The organism is Pseudomonas sp. Z4-20, from assembly GCF_051131955.1.
In the GTDB taxonomy this organism is placed as follows: Bacteria; Pseudomonadota; Gammaproteobacteria; order Pseudomonadales; family Pseudomonadaceae; genus Aquipseudomonas; species Aquipseudomonas marvdashtae.
The window spans coordinates 206101-225753 of record NZ_CP071641.1; the positions used below are offsets into that span (position 1 = coordinate 206101).

Sequence of the window (19653 nt, forward strand, 5' to 3'; positions counted from 1 at the left end):
GGCATTGGTGATTGCCCATTGGCGAGTCATAATGCCCTGCGCCTACCACCTTGCAGAGTCTAGGGAGTCAGCTTGTCTACGCCTGTCGAACCCTTGCGTTTGCTGTTGTTGGCCGAAACGCCTGAGTGGTCAGCGATATTGCGCGAGTGCCTGGCGCCCATGAGGCCCTCGGTCGTGTTGATCAGCGCCCCGAGCTGGGAGTCGGTCAGCAGCCTGTTTGAAGACAACCGCAACGCGGTGCTGCTGACTGTTGCGAGTTTGCAGCCTGCGCCCGGTCGCTGCCGTCTGCCAACGGTCCTCTTGCTTGAGCACGAGCCTTCGACCCCGCCGGACGGCGTCAGCGACTGGCTGGTGCGTGACGTACTCGATGAGGCGACACTGCGTCGTTGCCTGCGACACGTGCGAGAGCGTGGCGTGCTGGAAAACACCTTGCAACGGCTCGCCGAGCAGGACCCGCTGACGGGCATCGCCAACCGCCAGGGCTTCCAGACCTTGCTGGCGGCGCGCCTGGCCGAGAACGATGGCCGTGGCCTGGCGCTCGGTCACCTTGACCTCGACAACTTTCGTCACGCCAACGACGCGCTAGGCCACCAGGCCGGGGACCGCCTGATCCTGCAGGTGGTCTCGCGTCTCAAGGGGTCGCTTGAGGCCGGAGATCAACTGGCGCGGCTGGGCAGCGACGAGTTCGCCTTGCTGATCGACACCCGCCGCGCGCCCCAGCGAGCGGAGTGGATGGCCGAGCGCATCATCGAAGCCATGGCCGAGCCTTACTGGGTGGACGGCGAAAGCCTGTTGATCGGTTGCAGCCTGGGTATCGCCCACGCCCGGGCACAGGCCGGTGCCGACCCGCTGATGTGGCACGCCCATATCGCCATGCAGCAGGCCAAGAGCACGCAAGGCTGCACCTTTCATATCTTCAACGAGCGTATCAATCGCAATGCCCGCAGCCTCGCCGACCTGGAAACCGAATTGCGCCGGGCGCTGCGCCGCGATGAGCTGGAGTTGCATTACCAGCCCCGGCTGAACCTTGCTGATGGAACGATCGTTGGCCTCGAAGCCCTGGTGCGCTGGCGTCACGGTGAGCGCGGACTATTGCCGCCGAGCGAGTTCGTGCCGTTGGCCGAGCAGAGCGGCTTGATCGTGCCGTTGGGCTATTGGGTGATCTCCCGGGCGCTGCGGGACATGCAGGCCCTGCGCGAGCGAGGATTGGCGCCGTTGCACATGGCGATAAACCTGTCGTTCCGGCAGTTCCAGGACAGCCAGCTGTTGCCGACCCTCAGCCGATTGATCGCCGAGCGGGGCGTCGAGGCCCAGTGGCTGGAGTTCGAACTCACTGAAACCGCGGTCATGCGCCGCAGCGACCTGGTCAAGCAGACCATGGACGCCCTGGGTCGGCTGGGGGTGCGCTTCTCCTTGGACGACTTCGGCACCGGGTTCTCCTCATTCGTGCACCTCAATAGCCTGCCCATCGCCCTGCTCAAGATCGACAAGAGCTTCGTCGGCGGCATGGAGCAGCGCGAAGAGAATCGCAAACTGGTGCATGCGATGATCAACCTGGCCCATAACCTCAACCTGGAGGTGGTGGCCGAAGGCGTCGAAACCCCGGAGCAACTGGACTTGCTCCGTGGTTTCGGTTGCGATCAGGTGCAGGGTTTCTTGATCAGCAAACCGTTGCCGTTACCCGAATTGGTCGAGTACCTGACGTTCGAAGGTGGCCAGGCAGTCCAGGAAGCCGGAAGCTGAAGCAATCTTCGTTGGATTTCACTTGGCCTGGATGGCCTCGAAATCCTGCTGCCCAGGCTCACTGCGCATCATCCGCTTCATCTTCCACTCGAACGCCAACGTCAGGCTCACCGCCGCGCAGGCCAGCCCCAGGGCCAGGCCCCACCAAACGCCGGTCGGTCCCCAATGCAGATGGAAGGCCATCCACCAGGCGGCCGGTGCGCCGATCAGCCAATAGCAACCCAAACCCACCAGGAACGTGGTCTTGGCGTCCTTCAAGCCACGGATGCAGCCCATGGCAATGGTTTGCGCGCCGTCGAACAGCTCGAACCACGCCGCCACGGCCAGCAGGCTGACCGCCAGGTCGATGACCGCTCGGAAGGCCGGGTCGTTGTGGTCCAGGAACAGGCCAATCAGCTGGTTCGGCAGCAGCCAGAACACCATGGCAAAGGCCAGCATGACGGCCGCGCCAAAGCCGATCCCGACCCGCCCGGCCAGGCGCGCCATCGGCAGCTGTCCGGCGCCGTAGTGCTGGCCGATGCGCATGGTGATGGCGTAGGACATGCCCGCCGGGACCATGAACGCCACCGAGACGATTTGCAGAGCGATCTGGTGCGCCGCCAATTGCGTGCTGCCCATCGTGCCCATGCACAGCGCGGCGAACGCGAACAAACCGACTTCGACCGCGTAGGTGCCGCCAATCGGCAGGCCCAGGCGCCACAGCTCCTTGAGGTACTGGCGATTGGGCCGTGACAAGCCTTTGAGCAATGGATAGGCACGGTAGGCCGAGTGGCGATGGATGTGCCAGGCGAGTGCCAGAGCCATGCAGTTGGCGACGATGGCCGTTACCAGGCCGATCCCCATCAAGCCGAGTCTTGGCAGGCCGAACATGCCGGTAATCAGCGCGTAGTTGAGCAGGAAGTTGGCCACCGTGCCGCCGAGGCTGATCACCATGACCGGTGTGGCCCGGCCGATGGCGCTGGTGAAGCCGCGCAGGGCCATGAAGCTCAAGTAGCCGGGCAAGGCGAACGGCAGCGCCAGCAGGAACTGGCCGGCGGACAGCACGTTGGTTTCGGTCTGGCCGAACATCAGCAGCACCGGCTTGAGGTTCCACAGCAGCAAACCCGCCACCAGCGCCATCAACCAGGCCAGCCATAATCCGGCCTGGGTCAGCCGGGTAGCGCCTTCAATATCGCCGGCGCCCTGGCGAATCGCAACCAATGTACCCACCGCCGCGATCACGCCGATGCAGAAAATCGAGACGAACGAATAAGTGGCCGCCCCGAGCCCGCCGCCGGCCAGGGCTTCGGGACTCAGGCGCGCCATCATCAGGGTGTCGGTCAGCACCATCAGCATGTGTGCCAACTGCGAGGCAATCAACGGCCCCGCCAGCCGCAGGATGGCCCAGAGTTCAGTACGCGCCGGATGCTGCATGATCATCACGCTCCATGTTCAAACAAGGCAGTAAAGCGTCGATTCTCGGCGCTCGCGGTGGTTTGCACAAAAGGATAAATACGATTGCTGGCATGATTAAAACTCATGCCGGGGCGCATTCTGCTAGGGTGCCCATATCGCCTTCATGGAGCTTCGCCATGTCTCGTCGTCTTCCTCCTCTTTATGCGCTGCGTGCATTCGAAGCGGCGGCGCGGTACAGCTCGTTCACCCGGGCTGCTGAAGAGTTGTCGATCACGCAAAGCGCGGTCAGCCGGCACATCCGCACGTTGGAAGATCACTTCGCCTGTCGGTTGTTCCAGCGCAGCGGCCGCAATTTGCAGCTGACCGAGTCGGCGCGTTTGCTGTTGCCGGGCGTGCGAGAAGGGTTCATGGCGCTGGAGCGCGCCTGTCATACCTTGCACGGGGAAGACGACATCCTGCGCATGAAAGCACCCTCGACCCTGACCATGCGTTGGCTGTTGGCGCGGCTGAGCCGTTTTCGGCACTTGCAACCCGGCAACGAGGTGCAATTGACCAGCGCGTGGATGGACATCGACTCGGTGGACTTCAACACCGAGCCTTTCGATTGCGCGGTACTGCTGGGCAATGGGCATTTTCCGGCGGATTGGGAAGCCAGCCTGTTATTCCCCGAGGAGCTGATTCCGGTCGGCGCGCCGAACCTGTTGAACGACCAACCTTGGGATCTGGCGCGGTTGGCCAGTGCCGAACTGCTGCATCCCACACCGGATCGCCGTGACTGGCGCAACTGGCTGCAGCGCATGGGGCTGGCCGACAAGGTTTCGCTCAAGGGCGGGCAGGTGTTCGACACGCTGGAACTGGGCATGATCGCTGCCGCGCGTGGCTACGGGGTGTCCATGGGGGATTTGCTGATGGTCGCCGAGGACGTCGCCCAGGGACGCTTGAGCCTGCCGTGGCCGACTGCGGTCGCCAGCGGTGAGCAATATTACCTCGTCTGGCCGAAGACTCGTCCCGGAGGTGAACGTTTGCGCCGGCTCAGCGACTTTCTGCAAAGCGAGGCCAAGGCCATGCAGCTGCCCGACGTGAAGCGTCTTGCCTGAACGTTAAGCAGTGCCCGTGCTAGCCACTTGATATTAATCCTTCCGAATCGCTCAAGTATTCGGTTTCGCCGCCGAAGGTGTGGAGGTAGTACTTTCGTATCAGAAAGGGACTGCCAACACTCATCACCCAAAAAATAGCCGAGCGTGTGACGTGATCAGGACGATCCCAGTCTCTCGGCCAGGAGCCGTCATGTCTCAACCCCGTGCCCGGATCGCCTCTCAGCTTGGCCTTGCCCTCGCTGTGATACTGGCGATAGTGATCACCGGCAGTACCGTCTTCGCCTTGCGCTCGCTGGACACCGCCAACCTTGCCACCCGTGAAGAGCACCTGGCCAGCGAAGCTCGCCTGATGGCCGATCAGCTCAATACATTCCATGGCACTTTGCGCGAGAGCACTCAGCGGTTGGCCGGTCTGTTTGAAAAGCGCTTCAGCGCGGGCCTGAGCGTGCATCCTGACCAACCGGTGGCGGTGGCGGGCGTACAAACCCCGGGCTTGAGCCTGGGCAGCGAAGTCCTGAACAACAATTTCAAGGAAGTCGATGACTTCAAGACGATGACCGCCGGGGTGGCCACGATATTCGTGCGCAGCGGCGACGATTTCATCCGGGTCAGCACTTCGGTCAGCAAACAGGACGGCACGCGGGCCATCGGCACCGTGCTCGACCGCGCCGGTCCGGCCTATGGCCCAGTGATCAGCGGGCAGAGCTATATCGGCCGGGCGCTGCTGTTCGGGCGTTTCTACATGTCGCAGTACACGCCGGTTCGCGACAGCAGCGGCAAGATCATCGCCGTGTTGTACGTAGGCTTCGATTACACCGATGCACAGAATGCACAGTTCGAGAACCTCAAGCGCTTCCGCATCGGCAAGACCGGTTCGCTGGCGTTGCTGGATGAGCAAAGCAAATGGCTGGTGCCGCCAGCAGGCGTGCAGGCGTTGGACAAAGCTGCCGTAACCATCACGAACCTGGTCAAGAAGCCAGGTAAAGCGGCCTTCTGGGACGACACCGCAGAAGCATTCTACAGTGTTGCCGTGCCGTTTGAAGGCGGGCCGTGGGCCGTCGTGGCGAGCATGCCGAAAGCTGAAATCAGTGCCGTGACCTGGAGTGTAGGTACGCAACTGGCTATCGGCAGCTTGCTGGCGATGCTGCTGGCCGTCGGGTCAGCGATGTGGCTGCTGCGCAGCAAACTGGCGCCGTTGGGCGACTTGGTGCGTCAGGCCGAAGCGTTGGGCGCCGGTGATTTGAGCGTGCGCCTGAACGTGTCGAGCCATGATGAGATCGGCCAGCTGGCCCGCGCGTTCAACCAGATGAGCCAAGCCTTGTCGACCATGGTCGAGCACATCCGCAAAGCCTCTCAAGAGGTCAACAGCCGTGCCCAGGCCCTGTCCGGGTTGTCCAGCGGGGCCTACGAGGGCATGGAACAACAGTCCGGCGAAATCACCAGCATGGCCGGCGCGGTCGAAGAGTTCAGCGCCACCTCCCTGAACATTGCCGACAACATGGGCAATACCCAGCGCCTGGCCCAGGAAAACGCCCAGCAAACCCAGATTGGTCGCACGTCCATGGACGAAGCTTCATCGTCACTGGAGCAGATAGCTGGCGCGCTGAACAGTACGGCTACGGTCATCAACACCCTGGGCCAGCGTTCCCAGGAAATTGGCGGCATCGTGGGCGTGATTACGTCTATCGCTGAACAAACCAACCTGCTGGCGCTGAACGCCGCCATCGAAGCTGCCCGCGCGGGCGAGCAGGGCCGTGGTTTTGCCGTGGTGGCCGATGAAGTGCGCAGCCTGGCGTCGCGTACCCGTCAAGCCACTGATGAAATTTCCGGCATGATCAACAGCATCCAGCAGGAAACCGGCAACGCCATCAGTACGATGGAGAAGGGCAACCTGCTGATGCAGGAAGGCTTGTCACGTAACGCCAATGTGGCCATGGCCCTGGCGCGCATCGATGAACAAAGTCGCTCGGCCGGCCAGCAATTCTCGGCGATCACCACGGCCACCCAAGAACAGAGCAGCACCGCGACCCTGCTTAGCAGCAACCTGCAAAGCATTGCCATGGCCAACACCGAGCAGCGCGAAGTGGTCTCCAACCTGGCGATCACCGCCAAGGAACTGGAAACCCTGGCGCAGGACCTGCGCAAAGAGGTTGATCGGTTCCGCTGAGGCGTTCCATCACCAAGCAAGCTCCCGAAACGTTTGGGGAGCTTGCGCGCGATGATGGCTGTGATTCACCACAGCCGTTTCAACCCCAACGCTCGGACCTCAAGCCGATCCAGTCCCCCGTGGCGAGGGAGCTTGCTCCCGCTGGCCTGCGAAGCGGGCCTCTGCTTTCTGCCGCATCTTACTGTTTTGCGACTGCTACGCAGCCGAGCGGGAGCAAGCTCCCTCGCCACGGGTTGGGGTAGTCTTGGTCAGTTGTGTTCCTTTTTCAGGTAATTGCTGTTTTCAGGCTTGCTGAAACGTTTCTTCAAGTCTATAAAAACCGCACAACTCCAAGAAAAGGCTCCGTTCATGAATTCGCTCAAACTTCTCGTTGCCCTAAGCGCCTTGGGTGCTGCCTCCCATGCGATGGCTTGGGATTACGTTTTGCTCGATACCGACAAGGCCGCCCAGCCGTGGCAAATCACCAGCCAGCAGTTGGGCGTCAAGACCGACAAGCCATTTTCCGTGACGATGCGCACCCTGCACGGCGGTCGGCAGGAAGGCGTCAGCGTGGTCGACATCGATAACGGCACCCTGAAGCTATCGGTCGTCCCGACCCGAGGCATGAATGTGCTGCAAGCCTCGGTCGGTGATGTGCGCATGGGCTGGGATTCGCCGGTCAAGGAAGTGGTCAACCCGGCGTTCATCGAGCTCAACGGGCGAGGCGGCCTGGGCTGGCTGGAAGGTTTCAATGAGCTGGTGACCCGCTGCGGCTACGAATGGGTCGGCCATCCGGGTATGGATAACGGAGAGCTGCTGACATTGCACGGTCGCGCGGCCAATATCCCGGCGAACAAGGTCACGCTGCACATCGGCGAGAAACCGCCCTATGCAATCACCCTGCGAGGCGAGCTGAAGGAGCAGGCATTCAAGAAAGTCGACTTCTCGGTGCAGACCGAACTCGTCACTGAAGCCGGCAGCGTGACGTTCGCGCTCAACGACACGCTGACCAACAATGGCGATTATCCGAAGGAATACCAGGCGCTTTACCACAGCAATTTCAGCACCCCGTTCCTGGAGCAAGGTGCTCGCTTCGCAGCGCCGGTCAAGCAAGTCTCGCCATTCAACGACAAGGCCAAGGGCGACCTGAAAGACTGGCAAACCTATCGAGCCCCAACCAAGGACTACGATGAAACGGTCTATAACGTCGTGCCATACGCCGACGCGAAGGGCGATACACTGACCGTCTTGCATAACAAGGCCGGCAGCCTCGGCGTTGCGGTGGGCTTCAACACCGGGACGCTTCCGGTTTTTTCCCTGTGGAAAAACACCGATACCCAAGGCCAGGGCTATGTGACCGGCCTGGAGCCGGGCACCAGTTTCTCCTATAACCGCCGCTACCAGCGTCCATTGGGCCTGGTGCCGACCATCGCACCGAAAGAGCGCAAGCAATTCCAGATCCACTACAGCCTTCTGGCAGACAAGGTTGCCGTGGACAAGGCCCTCAAGCGCATCGACGACATCCAGGGCGATCAAAAAATCGAGGTTCGGGAGACACCGTTGGTGGACCTGAGCAAACCGTGAGCCTTTTCAAGGCGTAGCCGGCCGATATTGCAGGGCTTCGGCCAGGTGTTCTCGACTGATTCGTTCAACCTGCTCGAGGTCGGCCAAGGTCCGGGCGACCTTGAGCAAGCGGTGGGCGGCTCGTAGCGACAGGGTCAACCGTTCGCAGGCGGTCTCCAGCCAGGCTTCATCGGTTGCTGACAATTTGCAATGCCGACGCAGGCCCGGCAGGTCGAGGAACGCATTGGCACAACCCTGTCGTGCTTGCTGGCGTTCACGGGCTTCGGCCACCCGTTCGGCTGCGGTGGCCGTGTCGTCACCCGGTTCGCTCCTTGGGGTCAGAGCCGTGGCTTCCCGGGCGACAGTCAGGTGCAGGTCGATGCGGTCCAGCAAAGGACCGGACAGCTTGTTGCGGTAACGCTGCACCATGTCCGGCGTGCAGGAACATCGGCCGCTGGGCTCGCCGAGATATCCACAAGGGCAGGGGTTCATCGCTGCCACCAGTTGAAAGCGTGCCGGAAAGCGCACCCGGTCTCGGGCCCGCGAAACCACGATGAAACCTGACTCCAGCGGCTCTCTCAAGACTTCCAGCACCTTGCGGTCGAACTCCGGCAGTTCATCGAGGAACAGCACGCCATGGTGGGCGAGGGTGATTTCCCCCGGCTGCGGCTTGGACCCGCCTCCCACCAGCGCCGGCCCGGACGCCGAATGATGAGGCTGGCGAAACGGGCGTTGCGGCCAATGGCTCAACGGCACGCAACTGGCGACAGACTGTATCGCCGCGACCTCCAGGGCTTCGCTTTCCGCCAACGGTGGCAATAACCCCGGCAAACGACTTGCCAACAGCGTCTTGCCAGTGCCAGGTGGGCCGCTGAACAACAGGTTATGAGCCCCCGCCGCAGCGATCAGCAGTGCGCGCTTGGCGCCGGTCTGGCCTTGTACTTCGCTCAGGTCCGGATAAGGCTTGCTGGCCGAAAGCAGCCCGTTGGAAACAAACGGCTCGACGGGCGTGTGGCCATTGAAGTGCGCCACCGCTTCGAGCAGATGATCCACGGCGATCACCTTCAACCCCGACGCCAGGCACGCTTCCTCGGCGTTCGCTCGCGGCACCACCAGCATGCGCCCGGCCTTGCGCGCCGCCAGCGCCGCGGGCAGCACCCCGCGCACCGGCCGAACGGCGCCGGACAAGGCCAGTTCCCCGAGGCATTCAACGTCGTCCAGCATCAGTGTCGGCACTTGCACGCTGGCGGAGAGAATTCCCAAGGCAATGGCCAGGTCGAAGCGGCCGCCGTCCTTTGGAAGATCCGCCGGCGCCAGGTTCAGGGTGATGCGCCGCGCCGGGAAGTTCAGCCCCGAATTGATGATCGCGCTGCGCACTCGATCCTTGCTTTCCTTCACGGCGGCCTCTGGCAGGCCGACCATGGTCAGTGACGGCAAGCCATTGGCCAGGTGAACTTCAACGGTAACGGCAGGAGCCTCCACCCCCACCTGGGCGCGGCTGTGGACGATGGCAAGCGACATGAAGCGTTCCTTGAATGAATAAAGAGCCGCGTCCTGCGGTTCTTGAAGACTAGTCCTGGGGGAGGACTTGGGTGCGGCAGTTGAAGGGAGAAATGTTGGCAGGATGTTACGGATACGCCATTCAAGCGTGAATGAGGAGATATCTTAGCTTCAGGTGTTCAGAAACCGAGAGTCTGTTTCGCAAAGGTAACACTGCAAGTAGTGGCATTTTAAGTATGGTGGAACGCAAGCTAACAATGCTTGATGCCGCACAATGGCGGATTTGTTTTGTTTGGAGTCCTAACGGACCGGAAAACATAGAAATCGTCGACTATCACTGAGGTGAGTAATGACTAAGAACGGTATGCGTCCGGTTCATCCCGGCGAAATTCTCAAAGAAGAATACTTGGAGCCTTCGGGTCTTACAGCGGCGGCCCTGGCAAGGGCGTTGAATGTCTCAACACCAACGGTGAACGACATTGTGCTGCAGCGTCGAGGTGTGAGCGCCGATATGGCCCTCAGGTTATCGATCTGTCTGAATACTACCGCAGAGTTCTGGCTGAATTTGCAGTCCACATACGACCTGCGCAAAGCTGAAATCGAGCGAGGTTCCGTAATCCGTGATCAGGTCAAACGCCTCCCTCAGTGCGCTTGATTTGAGGGCGGGTTGAACCCCACGCTTGTAGCGAGGGTATATAGCTCAATACCGAAGCGGGCAGAGACGTCCAGGAATTCGCAGCGTATCGAAATCATCCTGCGTCGGCGCCGAGCCTCGCCTCCAACTCAGCCACCTTCGCCTCCAGACTCTCCAACCGCGCCCGGGTCCGGGCCAGCACGACCATCTGGCTGTCGAATTCTTCCCGGCTCACCAGGTCCAGCTTGCTGAAGCCGCTTTGCAGCAACGCCTTGAACTGGCTTTCGATTTCGCTTTTCGGCAGGGGAGTGTCGCCGCTCAACAGGCGGGAGGCGTGGCCGCTGAGGGCGTCGAGGAGGTCTTTTGGCGCAAGCATGGCAGGTGTCCTGGAAACGATGGCGGGCAGTGTATCACGCAGTGTCTATAGTCAATTCGCCAGGCGCGGATGCACGCTTTTCGCGCACGGTGCCGGGCATCGTCGCACCGTTGTTGTGCGTATCGCTGCGGTTCGTGGCGCGGGGCAGGCTGGCGCAGCGGGTAAAGGGTTGAAATCAGGGGGTTGGGCACAGATGGCAAGCTTTCTGCTTAGTGGCTGGTGACCCATGCACTGATGCAGTCGCTGTGACGAATGCAGTGCAAAGGCGGAACGGGGAGTTTCGTCAGGAGTAGTCAGCTGGCGCCAGTCGGGCGACTTGGGCCGACGACGCGTTACAAAGCCAGGCACTGCGCTTAGACTTGAGTCGGGTTTGTTTTCCTGGGGCAAGTCCACCAATTCGGGAGAGAGTTTCATGAAGCTAGTCACTGCCATCATCAAGCCGTTCAAGTTGGACGACGTACGCGAGTCGCTGTCCGAGATCGGCGTGCAGGGCATTACCGTTACTGAAGTCAAAGGCTTCGGGCGGCAGAAAGGTCACACCGAGCTGTATCGAGGCGCGGAATACGTGGTCGACTTCCTGCCCAAGGTGAAGATCGACGTCGCCATTGACGACAAGGATCTCGACCGGGTCATCGAGGCGATTACCAAGGCTGCCAACACCGGCAAGATTGGTGACGGAAAGATCTTTGTGGTCAATCTGGAACAGGCCATTCGCATCCGTACCGGCGAAACCGATACCGACGCTATCTAAGCCGTCAAACCCAACGCCCCAGGAGAAAACAATATGACTCTGCGTAAATTCGCAGGGCTAGGAGCCCTGTTGTCCTTCGCAATGCCTGGCCTGGCCATGGCAGAAGAAGCGGCAGCCCCAGTCCTCAACTCCGGCGACACCGCCTGGATGCTGACGGCCACGATTCTTGTTCTGTTCATGACCATCCCTGGCCTGGCGCTGTTCTACGGCGGCATGGTTCGGTCGAAAAACATTCTTTCCGTGATGATGCAGTGCTTCGCTATTACCGGTCTGATCAGCGTCCTGTGGGTCATCTATGGCTACAGCATCGCGTTCGATACCACCGGCATGGAGCAGGGCGTCGTCAACTTCAACTCCTTCATCGGCGGCTTTGGCAAGGCATTCCTGGCGGGCGTCACCCCAGCCAGCCTGACCGGTCCGGCGGCGTTGTTCCCTGAAGCAGTGTTCATCACCTTCCAGATGACCTTCGCGATCATCACTCCGGCCCTGATCGTCGGCGCCTTCGCCGAGCGGATGAAGTTCTCCGCCATGCTGATCTTCATGGGCGTGTGGTTCACCTTGGTTTACGCGCCGATTGCGCACATGGTCTGGTCCGGCAACGGCGGCCTGATGTGGGATTGGGGTGTGCTGGACTTCGCCGGCGGCACCGTGGTGCACATCAATGCTGGTATCGCGGGCCTGGTAGCGTGCCTGGTGCTGGGCAAGCGCAAAGGCTTCCCGACCACGCCAATGGCGCCGCATAACCTGGGTTACACCCTGATGGGCGCGGCCATGCTGTGGGTGGGCTGGTTCGGTTTCAACGCCGGTTCCGCCGTCGCGGCCAACGGCACCGCCGGCATGGCGATGCTGGTCACCCAGATCGCTACTGCTGCTGCAGCGCTGGGCTGGATGTTTGCCGAGTGGATCACCCACGGCAAGCCAAGCGCACTGGGCATCGCCTCGGGCGTGGTGGCGGGCCTGGTCGCCATTACCCCTGCTGCTGGCACCGTGGGCCCAATGGGCGCCCTGGTCATCGGCTTGGCGGCGGGTGTGGTGTGCTTCTTCTGCGCCACCACGCTCAAGCGCAAACTGGGCTATGACGATTCCCTGGATGCCTTTGGCGTGCACGGTATCGGCGGTATCCTCGGCGCCATCCTCACCGGCGTGTTCGCGGCGCCAGCCTTGGGTGGCTTCGGCACCGTGACCGATATCGGTGCGCAAGTGTGGATCCAGTTCAAAGGTGTTGGCTTCACCGTGATCTACACCGGCATCGTCACCTTCATCATTCTCAAGGTACTGGACGCCGTCATGGGTCTGCGTGTCTCCGAGGAAGAGGAGGCCGTGGGCTTGGACTTGGCCCAGCACAACGAGCGCGGTTACAACCTGTAATCGACGCGTAAAAAAATGCCCGGTTCGCCGGGCATTTTTTTGTCTGGATTTTGTCATTGCTCACAGGGCGTGCTGGTTTTTCCGACGCCTTTTGTTGTGTATGCGACATGGGTTTTTCTACCGCCAAAGACTTACATGAACGCAGGAATATTAGGCCCTTTGTTTTTTCCCAGAGCGCGCTAGAATGCGCGCCGAACGTGCGGAGATCTGTATGTGGCAACAGACGCTGATAACCCTGCGGGCAAGGCCTCGGGGCTTTCATCTGGTGACGGACGAGTTACTCGCCGGCCTGCCTGAACTCAAGGCATGTCGTGTCGGTCTGTTGCATCTGTGGCTGCAGCATACCTCGGCCTCGTTGACCATCAACGAGAACGCCGATCCGGCGGTACGTCGAGACTTCGAACGATTTTTCAATCGGCTGATCCCACAAGGAACCGCCGACTATGAGCACAACGACGAAGGCCTGGACGACCTCCCGGCGCACTTCAAGGCCAGCGTGCTGGGATGTCAGCTCAGTCTTCCGGTGACGGCGGGACGGTTGGCGTTGGGTACCTGGCAAGGTGTTTATCTGGGCGAGCACCGTGATCATGGCGGTGCCCGTAAAGTCCTCGCCACCTTGTACGGTGAAGGGGCATGACCGCTGATTGCCGGCGGATGTTGAATTTTTTCTGGCAGCCTTCGACAGATGGCGAAGCTGGGCTATAACTAATCTGCTTTTCGCAAGTCATGAGGTAGAACATGAGCGACGATGATCTGGAAAACGACGACCTCGAAGTAGGTGACGAAGACGAGGCCGAAGAAGGCCTGGAAGCGGCGGCTGAAGAGGTCGCTGAAGACGATGGTGCCGATGTCCCGGTTCCGACCGCCAAAGGCAAGGCCAAGGCGGCGGTATCGATCGACGAATTGCCGAGCGTAGAGGCCAAGAACAAGGAGCGTGACGCGCTCGCCAAGGCCATGGAGGAATTCCTGGCCAGGGGCGGAAAGGTGCAGGAAGTGGAGGCCAACGTGGTCGCCGATCCGCCCAAGAAGCCTGACAACAAGTACGGCAGCCGCCCTATCTGAGTCTCTGCCCTTGCTTGCTGAAAAAGCCCGCCGTCGCTGCGGGCTTTTTCATGGACTGAGGTTTTCGGGCCGGCTTCTACAGAACTGGGCTCAGCTCGGGTTTAGCGCTGGCTATGCCATCCAGCCAACAACCCCGGCAGTTCGGTCAGGCTGCGGATCTCCGCGTCCGGGGCGTGATCGGCGTCCCAGGCTTTGCCTGTCGGGTTGAACCACACGGCGCGCAGGCCGGCTTGTTGGGCGCCGGCGATGTCATCACCCGGATGATCACCGACATGCACGGCCGTCTGCGCCGTGGCGTCGCCCCGTTGCAAGGCTTCGTGAAACAGCCGCGCGTCCGGCTTGGCGATGCCGATGTCTTCGGCGCACAGGGCGAACTTGAAGTAGTCCGCCAGCCCCAGGCGGCGCACGTCGGCGTTGCCGTTGGTGACGACGCCAAGCGCGAAATGATTGGCCAGGATTTCCAGGGTTGGCTGCACGTCGGGAAAGACCTCCAACTGATGCCGTGCATGCAGGAACGCCTCGAAACCCTGGTCTGCCAGCTCCGAGGCACGCCACTGGTCGTAACCGGCATCTTGCAGCGCCCGGAACAGCACTCGCCGACGCAGTGCGCTGATGCGGTGCTTGAGGTCCGGTTCTTCGCTGAGCACTTGCGTGCGGATCGCCCACAAGCGCTCCACTGGAAAATCGCCCAGGTCCGGCGCGTTGTCGGTCAGCCACTGGCGCAGGACCGCTTCGGCGCTGGCGATCACCGGGGCGGTGTCCCATAGCGTGTCGTCCAGGTCGAAAGTGATGAGCTCGATGGTCATGATTCGTCGCCCTTGATGCGTTTGGCCCGGGGATGGGCACTGTCATAGACCGTCGCCAGGTGCTGGAAATCCAGGTGGGTATAGATCTGGGTGGTCTTGATGTCCGAGTGGCCGAGCAATTCCTGGACGGCACGCAGGTCCTGGGAGGATTCCAACAGGTGGCTGGCAAATGAATGCCTGAGCATGTGTGGGTGCAGGTTCTGCCCCAGTTCACGCTCGCCGGCGGCCTTGACGCGGAGTTGGATGGCCCGCGGGCCGAGGCGCCGGCCCTGCAAGCCGACAAAAACCGCGTCGTCGGCCGGATTGGTCAGCGCCCGCAGCGGCAGCCACAGCTCCAGGGCTTCGCGGGCCTTGCGGCCGATGGGCAGCAGGCGTGTCTTGCTGCCCTTGCCAAGTACCTGGACCATGCCGTCGGCCAGGTCCAGTTGATCCAGGTTCAGCCCCGTCAGCTCTGAAAGCCGCAACCCGGAGGAATAGAACAGCTCGAGAATTGCCTGGTCCCGTCGCGCCATGAAGTCTTCCTCGACGGCACCTTCCAGTAGCTGCAGGGCGCGGTCGGTATCGAGGGTCTTCGGCAGGCGGCGTTCGCCCTTGGGCGGTGCCAAGCCGGTGGCAGGGTCGTGATCGCACAGGCCTTCGCGGTTGAGGTACTGATACAAACCGCGCACCGCCGATAGCAGCCGTGCCAGGCTGCGGGACGATTGCCCCTGTTGATGCAAGCGAGCGATCAGGCTGCGCAAGCGTTGGATATCCAGGGCCGACCAGCTGCCAATGTTCTGTTTCTGGCACCAGCCCAGCACTTTCTCCAGGTCGCGGCGATAGGCCGACAACGTGTGAGGCGACACCTGGCGCTCACTGCGCAGGTGTTCGCAGTAGGCCTCCAGTTGCCGCTCCATCTCAGCGTACCGAGCGCAGCGAGCCGGCCACCCGTGGCAGTACCCGGCCTGTCACTTCGGCGATGTAGCTCAGGAACAGCGTGCCCACCGAGCTTTTATAGTGCTGCGGATCGCGGCTGGCGATGGCCAGTACGCCATGCACGCCTTGATGGGCAACGGCTACGACTGCGGTAGAGCCGATCTGCTTGCGCTGCTCTTCGCCGAACAGAAAGTCCAGCTCATGCTCGCGCAGGCTGCCGCTGACGCTTTTGTTTTCCGTGAGCAGGCCGCCGATAGCCGTCTGAGCTTCAGCGTGGGTCACCCAGCGGCCCACCGGCATGGCGTTGTCGCCAAACAGGATCAGGCTGACAAAAGGCACCTGGAAATCCTGCCGCAGGCTGTCCTCGACACCCATCACTACGTCTTCGAGGGTGCTGGCGTCCATCAAGGTCAGGATCAGGCGACGGGTCTTGTCGAAGAGTCGGTCATTGTCGCGAGCAACGTCCATCAGGTGCGAAAGGCGATGGCGCATTTCGATATTGCGCTCGCGCAAAATTTTCATCTGGTGCTCGACCAGCGACACGGTGTCGCCGCGCCGATGGGGGATGCGCATCGTTGCGAGCAGATCTTCATGCTCAACAAAGAAGTCCGGATGAGCCTCCAGATACGCGGCGACTGCCGCGGCTTCAGGGTTCTGGCTCGGGGATTCGTCGGGCTGCGGTGCTGGAACCTGTGGCTTGTCGGTCATGGATTTGGCTCACTCAAAGACGAACTTGTCCTTCGTATACGCGTACGGCCGGGCCGGTCATCAGCACCGGTTGGCCTGGGCCTGCCCATTCGATGGACAAGCGCCCGCCGGGCAGGTCGATCAGCAGCGGTGAATCCATCCAGCCTTGGCTGATCGCGGCGACAGCGGCGGCGCAGGCGCCGGTGCCGCAAGCCTGGGTTTCCCCGGCCCCGCGTTCCCAGACGCGCAGTTGCGCGCGGTGGCGGTCGATGACCTGCAGGAAGCCCACGTTGACCCGGGCAGGGAAACGCGGGTGATGCTCGATCTTCGGCCCCAGCTCATGCACCGGCGCGCTGTTGATATCGTCTACGCGCAGTACGGCATGAGGGTTGCCCATGGACACCGCCGCCAATTCCACCGACGTACCGCCGACGTCCACCTGATAGCTCAGCGCCTGGGCCGGTGCCTGGAAGGGAATGTCCGCCGGTAGCAGGCGCGGGGCGCCCATGTTGACGCCGATCTGGCCGTCGCTGCGAACATCCAGTTCGATGATGCCGCTTTTGGTCTCGACGCGAATCTGCCGCTTGGCGGTCAGGCGCTTGTCCAGCACGAAGCGGGCGAAGCAGCGCGCACCGTTGCCGCATTGCTCGACTTCCGAACCGTCGGCGTTGAAGATCCGATAACGGAAATCCACGTCCGGGTTATTCGGCGCCTCGACGATCAGCAGTTGGTCGAAACCGATGCCGGTGTGCCGGTCGCCCCATTGCTTGGCATGCTTGGGCAGGATGTGCGCGTGCTGGCTGACCAGGTCGAGGACCATGAAGTCATTGCCCAGGCCGTGCATCTTGGTAAAACGCAGCAGCATGGTTTTACTCCGGCAGCAGGCTTTCGCCAGCAAACAACTCGGCTACCGTCTCGCGGCGACGCACTTCGAATGCCTGATCACCGTCCACCAGCACCTCGGCGCAGCGGCCGCGGGTATTGTAGTTGGAACTCATGACAAACCCATAGGCACCGGCCGAATGCACGGCCAGCAGATCGCCTTCTTCCAGCGCCAGCTCCCGACCCTTGGCCAGGAAATCGCCGGTTTCACAAATCGGTCCGACGATGTCGTAGTTGCGCGATGCGGTTTCGCGAGGGCACACGGCGGTGACGTCCATCCAGGCCTGGTACAGCGCCGGGCGGATCAGGTCGTTCATGGCCGCGTCGACGATGGCGAAATCCTTGTGCTCGGTGTGCTTGAGGTACTCGACCTGGGTCAACAATACGCCCGCGTTGGCGACGATGTAGCGTCCCGGCTCGAACATCAACGCCAGGTCGCGGCCTTCGAGGCGCTCACGCACGGTCTTGATGTAGTCGGCCACCAATGGCGGCTCTTCGTCGCGATAGCGCACGCCGACACCGCCGCCCAGGTCGATGTGACGCAGGTAGATGCCGCAATCACCGAGGCGATCGACCAACGCCAGCAGGCGGTCGAGGGCGTCGATGAACGGTTCGAGGGTGGTCAGCTGCGAGCCGATATGGCAATCGACGCCCAACACTTCCAGGTTCGGCAGTTGGGCGGCGCGCACGTACACGTCCTCGGCGTCGGCAATGGCGATGCCGAACTTGTTCTCCTTGAGGCCGGTGGAAATGTACGGATGGGTTCCGGCATCGACGTCTGGGTTCACTCGCAGGGAAATCGGCGCGCTGACGCCCAGTTCGGCGGCAACGACCTGCAGGCGCTCCAGCTCGTCGGTGGACTCGATGTTGAAGCAGTGCACGCCGACTTCCAGGGCACGGCGGATGTCTTCGCGGGTCTTGCCGACACCGGAGAAGACGATCTTGTCGGGGCTGCCGCCAGCCGCCAGAACGCGTTCGAGCTCGCCCCCGGAGACGATGTCGAAGCCGGCGCCAAGGCGCGCCAGGACGTTGAGGACGCCCAGGTTCGAATTGGCTTTCACCGCGAAGCACACCAGGTGCGGCATGCCCACGAGCGCATCGGCGAACGTGCGGTACTGGGCTTCGATGTGGGCACGGGAATAGACGTAGGTCGGCGTGCCGAAACGTTCGGCTATCGCGGACAGGGCAACCCCTTCCGCGAACAGCTCCCCGCCACGGTAGTTAAAAGCGTCCATGGCGGTCCCTTAGTAAGTGGTGTGGGTGTCGTGCGCGTGTGACTTGGATTGCGACGACTTGGCCTGTTCTGCCTGTTCTTCGGGAGATTTGCTGTCATCAGGCAGGTACAGCGGACCCTTTTGACCACAAGCTGTGACAAGGCAGGCAACCGCGACGAGCGCAGCAAGGGAAGAGATCAGGCGCTTCATGGCGAAATCCTTGAAAATGCTTTAATTGCGCCGGAGTATACCGGCCACCCGTCAGCTTGCCTATGCAACGGGGCGCCCGTCCGGCGGCGCTGGTTGTCTCAACCGGTATATCCTTTGCAATCGCCGGGAAGCGTCCGTATCTTGCGGCGCTTGAGCATGAGCAGACATTTTCGAGGTTGCCGCAATGAGTTTGACTGAAGCCCGTTTCCACGACCTGGTCGATGCGACCCAGCAAACGCTGGAGGATGTGTTCGATGAAAGTGGTCTGGATATCGATCTGGAAATTTCCGCCGGTGTCCTCACCGTCAAGTTCGAAAACGGCAGCCAGCTGATCTTCAGCCGCCAGGAGCCGTTGCGGCAGTTATGGCTCGCCGCGGTGTCCGGTGGTTTCCACTTCGACTACGACGAAGAAAGCGAGCGCTGGATGTGCGACAAGAGCGAAGAGCAGTTGGGCGAGATGCTCGAGCGCATCGTCAAGCAGCAGGCGGGCGTGGAGCTCGATTTCGAAGGGCTGTGACCGCGTGAGCCAGACAGCCCCGGTGCGGCCACCCAAGCCGCTCTACAGCAACGTGAGCCCCGCCGTCCCGTCGCCTTGCACCAGCGTGTGCAAGCTGGATGAGCAGAAAGTCTGCCTCGGTTGTTTCCGGCACGTGGAAGATATTCGCGAATGGCGCTCGGCGGATGATGAGCGTCGGCGGGTGATCTGTGCCGAGGCGGCCCGGCGCAAGTCTTTGTCATGACACCCGTGGCGTGATCCCTTGGGTTGTATATTTATTGAGCTGTGGTAGTGTCCAGCAACGCCTCAACTCATCGAGGCGCGTGAAAACCCCGTCTTTATGTGGCGGGGTTTTGCTTTTTTCGTGCAGAAGAAAGGAGTCTGCCTGGATCATGACCGCACCTTCCATCACCCTGACTCGCCTGGACGTACAACGTCTGGAGCGCTTGATCGACAGCCTGGATGAAACGCTTCCCGGTGTGATCGCGTTGCAAACTGAACTGGATCGTGCCGATACACTGGTCGGCCACGATGAAGTGCCCGCCGATGTCGTGACCATGAATTCGCGCGTGCATTGCCGCGAGGAAAGCAGCGGCAAGGACTATCACTTGACGCTGGTATACCCGAAGGACGCCAATGCCGACGAGGGCAGGATTTCTATCCTGGCTCCGGTGGGCAGTGCCTTGCTGGGCCTGAAGGTGGGGCAGCACATCGACTGGCCGGCGCCGGGTGGCAAGACCTTGAAGCTGACTTTGCTGGAAGTCGAGTCCCAGCCGGCCAATGGCGGTGATTTCCCGTCCTGAACCCC

Annotated in this window: 22 protein-coding genes and 1 pseudogene; 14 read left to right on the forward strand and 9 right to left on the reverse strand. The window is 61.6% G+C overall.

The features are described from left to right. The first annotated feature begins 72 nt into the window (after positions 1 to 72). Positions 73 to 1743, forward strand: coding sequence for a putative bifunctional diguanylate cyclase/phosphodiesterase (locus tag J3P82_RS00955; RefSeq protein ID WP_434559985.1), 1671 nt, complete (start codon positions 73 to 75; stop codon positions 1741 to 1743). An 18-nt stretch (positions 1744 to 1761) separates the two neighbouring features. Here the strand turns inward: J3P82_RS00955 and J3P82_RS00960 are convergent, their stop codons facing one another. Beyond that, positions 1762 to 3156, reverse strand: a complete 1395-nt coding sequence (locus tag J3P82_RS00960; protein WP_186634445.1) for a NorM family multidrug efflux MATE transporter — start codon at positions 3154 to 3156, stop codon at positions 1762 to 1764. 158 nt (positions 3157 to 3314) lie between these two features. Between J3P82_RS00960 and J3P82_RS00965 the strand changes: the two genes are divergently transcribed. The 4 genes and pseudogenes from J3P82_RS00965 (at position 3315) to J3P82_RS00980 (ending at position 7965) form a co-directional block, all read left to right on the forward strand. After that, positions 3315 to 4235 (forward strand): LysR substrate-binding domain-containing protein, encoded by a 921-nt coding sequence (locus tag J3P82_RS00965; protein WP_434559987.1) that lies wholly within the window; start codon positions 3315 to 3317, stop codon positions 4233 to 4235. Positions 4236 to 4584: 349 nt separating this feature from the next. Further along, positions 4585 to 5499, forward strand: a pseudogene (locus J3P82_RS00970) (Cache 3/Cache 2 fusion domain-containing protein); the annotation flags it as partial. Positions 5500 to 5679: 180 nt separating this feature from the next. Then, positions 5680 to 6402 (forward strand): methyl-accepting chemotaxis protein, encoded by a 723-nt coding sequence (locus J3P82_RS00975; protein ID WP_434563975.1) that lies wholly within the window; start codon positions 5680 to 5682, stop codon positions 6400 to 6402. A 348-nt stretch (positions 6403 to 6750) separates the two neighbouring features. After that, positions 6751 to 7965, forward strand: coding sequence for an aldose 1-epimerase family protein (locus J3P82_RS00980; RefSeq protein WP_434559989.1), 1215 nt, complete (start codon positions 6751 to 6753; stop codon positions 7963 to 7965). Between the two features lie 6 nt (positions 7966 to 7971). Here J3P82_RS00980 and J3P82_RS00985 read toward each other — a convergent pair whose 3' ends face one another. After that, positions 7972 to 9465, reverse strand: coding sequence for a YifB family Mg chelatase-like AAA ATPase (locus J3P82_RS00985; protein WP_186633732.1), 1494 nt, complete (start codon positions 9463 to 9465; stop codon positions 7972 to 7974). Between the two features lie 131 nt (positions 9466 to 9596). Here J3P82_RS00985 and J3P82_RS00990 point away from each other — a divergent pair, with 131 nt between their 5' ends. Together J3P82_RS00990 and J3P82_RS00995 are read left to right on the forward strand one after the other, a co-directional pair. Further along, positions 9597 to 9785, forward strand: coding sequence for a type II toxin-antitoxin system RelE/ParE family toxin (locus J3P82_RS00990; RefSeq protein ID WP_434559991.1), 189 nt, complete (start codon positions 9597 to 9599; stop codon positions 9783 to 9785). Between the two features lie 8 nt (positions 9786 to 9793). Further along, a complete protein-coding gene (locus J3P82_RS00995) occupies positions 9794 to 10099 on the forward strand; it encodes a HigA family addiction module antitoxin (protein ID WP_434559993.1) in 306 nt (101 codons plus the stop codon). Between the two features lie 94 nt (positions 10100 to 10193). On the opposite strand, the gene J3P82_RS01000 is transcribed toward J3P82_RS00995, so the two are convergent. After that, the gene (locus tag J3P82_RS01000; protein WP_186633741.1) at positions 10194 to 10454 is read right to left on the reverse strand and encodes an accessory factor UbiK family protein; all 261 of its coding nucleotides are present in this window, start codon (positions 10452 to 10454) and stop codon (positions 10194 to 10196) included. A gap of 412 nt (positions 10455 to 10866) precedes the next feature. Here J3P82_RS01000 and glnK point away from each other — a divergent pair, with 412 nt between their 5' ends. From glnK to sutA, 4 genes are all read left to right on the forward strand, one after another. Further along, positions 10867 to 11205: a P-II family nitrogen regulator gene (gene glnK, locus J3P82_RS01005; RefSeq protein ID WP_002555808.1), complete on the forward strand. Its 339-nt coding sequence runs from the start codon at positions 10867 to 10869 to the stop codon at positions 11203 to 11205. Between the two features lie 33 nt (positions 11206 to 11238). Beyond that, complete coding sequence (locus J3P82_RS01010; RefSeq protein WP_434559995.1) at positions 11239 to 12573, forward strand: ammonium transporter; 1335 nt, start codon at positions 11239 to 11241, stop codon at positions 12571 to 12573. A gap of 211 nt (positions 12574 to 12784) precedes the next feature. Then, positions 12785 to 13210 carry a secondary thiamine-phosphate synthase enzyme YjbQ gene (locus J3P82_RS01015; protein WP_245138934.1) on the forward strand — a complete coding sequence of 142 codons (426 nt, stop codon included), beginning with the start codon at positions 12785 to 12787 and terminating at the stop codon, positions 13208 to 13210. Positions 13211 to 13311: 101 nt separating this feature from the next. After that, complete coding sequence (gene sutA, locus J3P82_RS01020) at positions 13312 to 13635, forward strand: transcriptional regulator SutA (protein WP_434559997.1); 324 nt, start codon at positions 13312 to 13314, stop codon at positions 13633 to 13635. 101 nt (positions 13636 to 13736) lie between these two features. Here the strand turns inward: sutA and J3P82_RS01025 are convergent, their stop codons facing one another. The 6 genes from J3P82_RS01025 to lptM are packed head-to-tail and all read right to left on the reverse strand — an operon-like array spanning position 13737 to position 18349. Continuing rightward, positions 13737 to 14441 (reverse strand): HAD family hydrolase, encoded by a 705-nt coding sequence (locus tag J3P82_RS01025; RefSeq protein WP_434559999.1) that lies wholly within the window; start codon positions 14439 to 14441, stop codon positions 13737 to 13739. Continuing rightward, complete coding sequence (xerC, locus tag J3P82_RS01030) at positions 14438 to 15337, reverse strand: tyrosine recombinase XerC (RefSeq protein ID WP_434560001.1); 900 nt, start codon at positions 15335 to 15337, stop codon at positions 14438 to 14440. Before xerC ends, J3P82_RS01025 begins: the two co-directional genes overlap by 4 nt. 1 nt (position 15338) lies before the next feature. After that, entirely contained in the window at positions 15339 to 16064 is a 726-nt protein-coding gene (locus tag J3P82_RS01035; RefSeq protein ID WP_434560003.1) for a DUF484 family protein, read from the reverse strand. A 13-nt stretch (positions 16065 to 16077) separates the two neighbouring features. After that, positions 16078 to 16908 carry a diaminopimelate epimerase gene (gene dapF, locus J3P82_RS01040; protein WP_434560005.1) on the reverse strand — a complete coding sequence of 277 codons (831 nt, stop codon included), beginning with the start codon at positions 16906 to 16908 and terminating at the stop codon, positions 16078 to 16080. Between the two features lie 4 nt (positions 16909 to 16912). Continuing rightward, positions 16913 to 18160 carry a diaminopimelate decarboxylase gene (gene lysA / locus J3P82_RS01045; RefSeq protein WP_434560007.1) on the reverse strand — a complete coding sequence of 416 codons (1248 nt, stop codon included), beginning with the start codon at positions 18158 to 18160 and terminating at the stop codon, positions 16913 to 16915. Positions 18161 to 18169: 9 nt separating this feature from the next. Further along, the gene (gene lptM / locus J3P82_RS01050; RefSeq protein WP_264428547.1) at positions 18170 to 18349 is read right to left on the reverse strand and encodes an LPS translocon maturation chaperone LptM; all 180 of its coding nucleotides are present in this window, start codon (positions 18347 to 18349) and stop codon (positions 18170 to 18172) included. Positions 18350 to 18533: 184 nt separating this feature from the next. Between lptM and cyaY the strand changes: the two genes are divergently transcribed. The 3 genes from cyaY (at position 18534) to rnk (ending at position 19648) form a co-directional block, all read left to right on the forward strand. Continuing rightward, positions 18534 to 18866, forward strand: a complete 333-nt coding sequence (gene cyaY / locus J3P82_RS01055) for an iron donor protein CyaY (RefSeq protein ID WP_434560009.1) — start codon at positions 18534 to 18536, stop codon at positions 18864 to 18866. A 4-nt stretch (positions 18867 to 18870) separates the two neighbouring features. Beyond that, positions 18871 to 19089 carry a DUF1289 domain-containing protein gene (locus J3P82_RS01060; RefSeq protein ID WP_434560011.1) on the forward strand — a complete coding sequence of 73 codons (219 nt, stop codon included), beginning with the start codon at positions 18871 to 18873 and terminating at the stop codon, positions 19087 to 19089. A 148-nt stretch (positions 19090 to 19237) separates the two neighbouring features. After that, positions 19238 to 19648, forward strand: a complete 411-nt coding sequence (rnk, locus tag J3P82_RS01065; protein WP_434560013.1) for a nucleoside diphosphate kinase regulator — start codon at positions 19238 to 19240, stop codon at positions 19646 to 19648. Positions 19649 to 19653 lie beyond the last annotated feature (5 nt).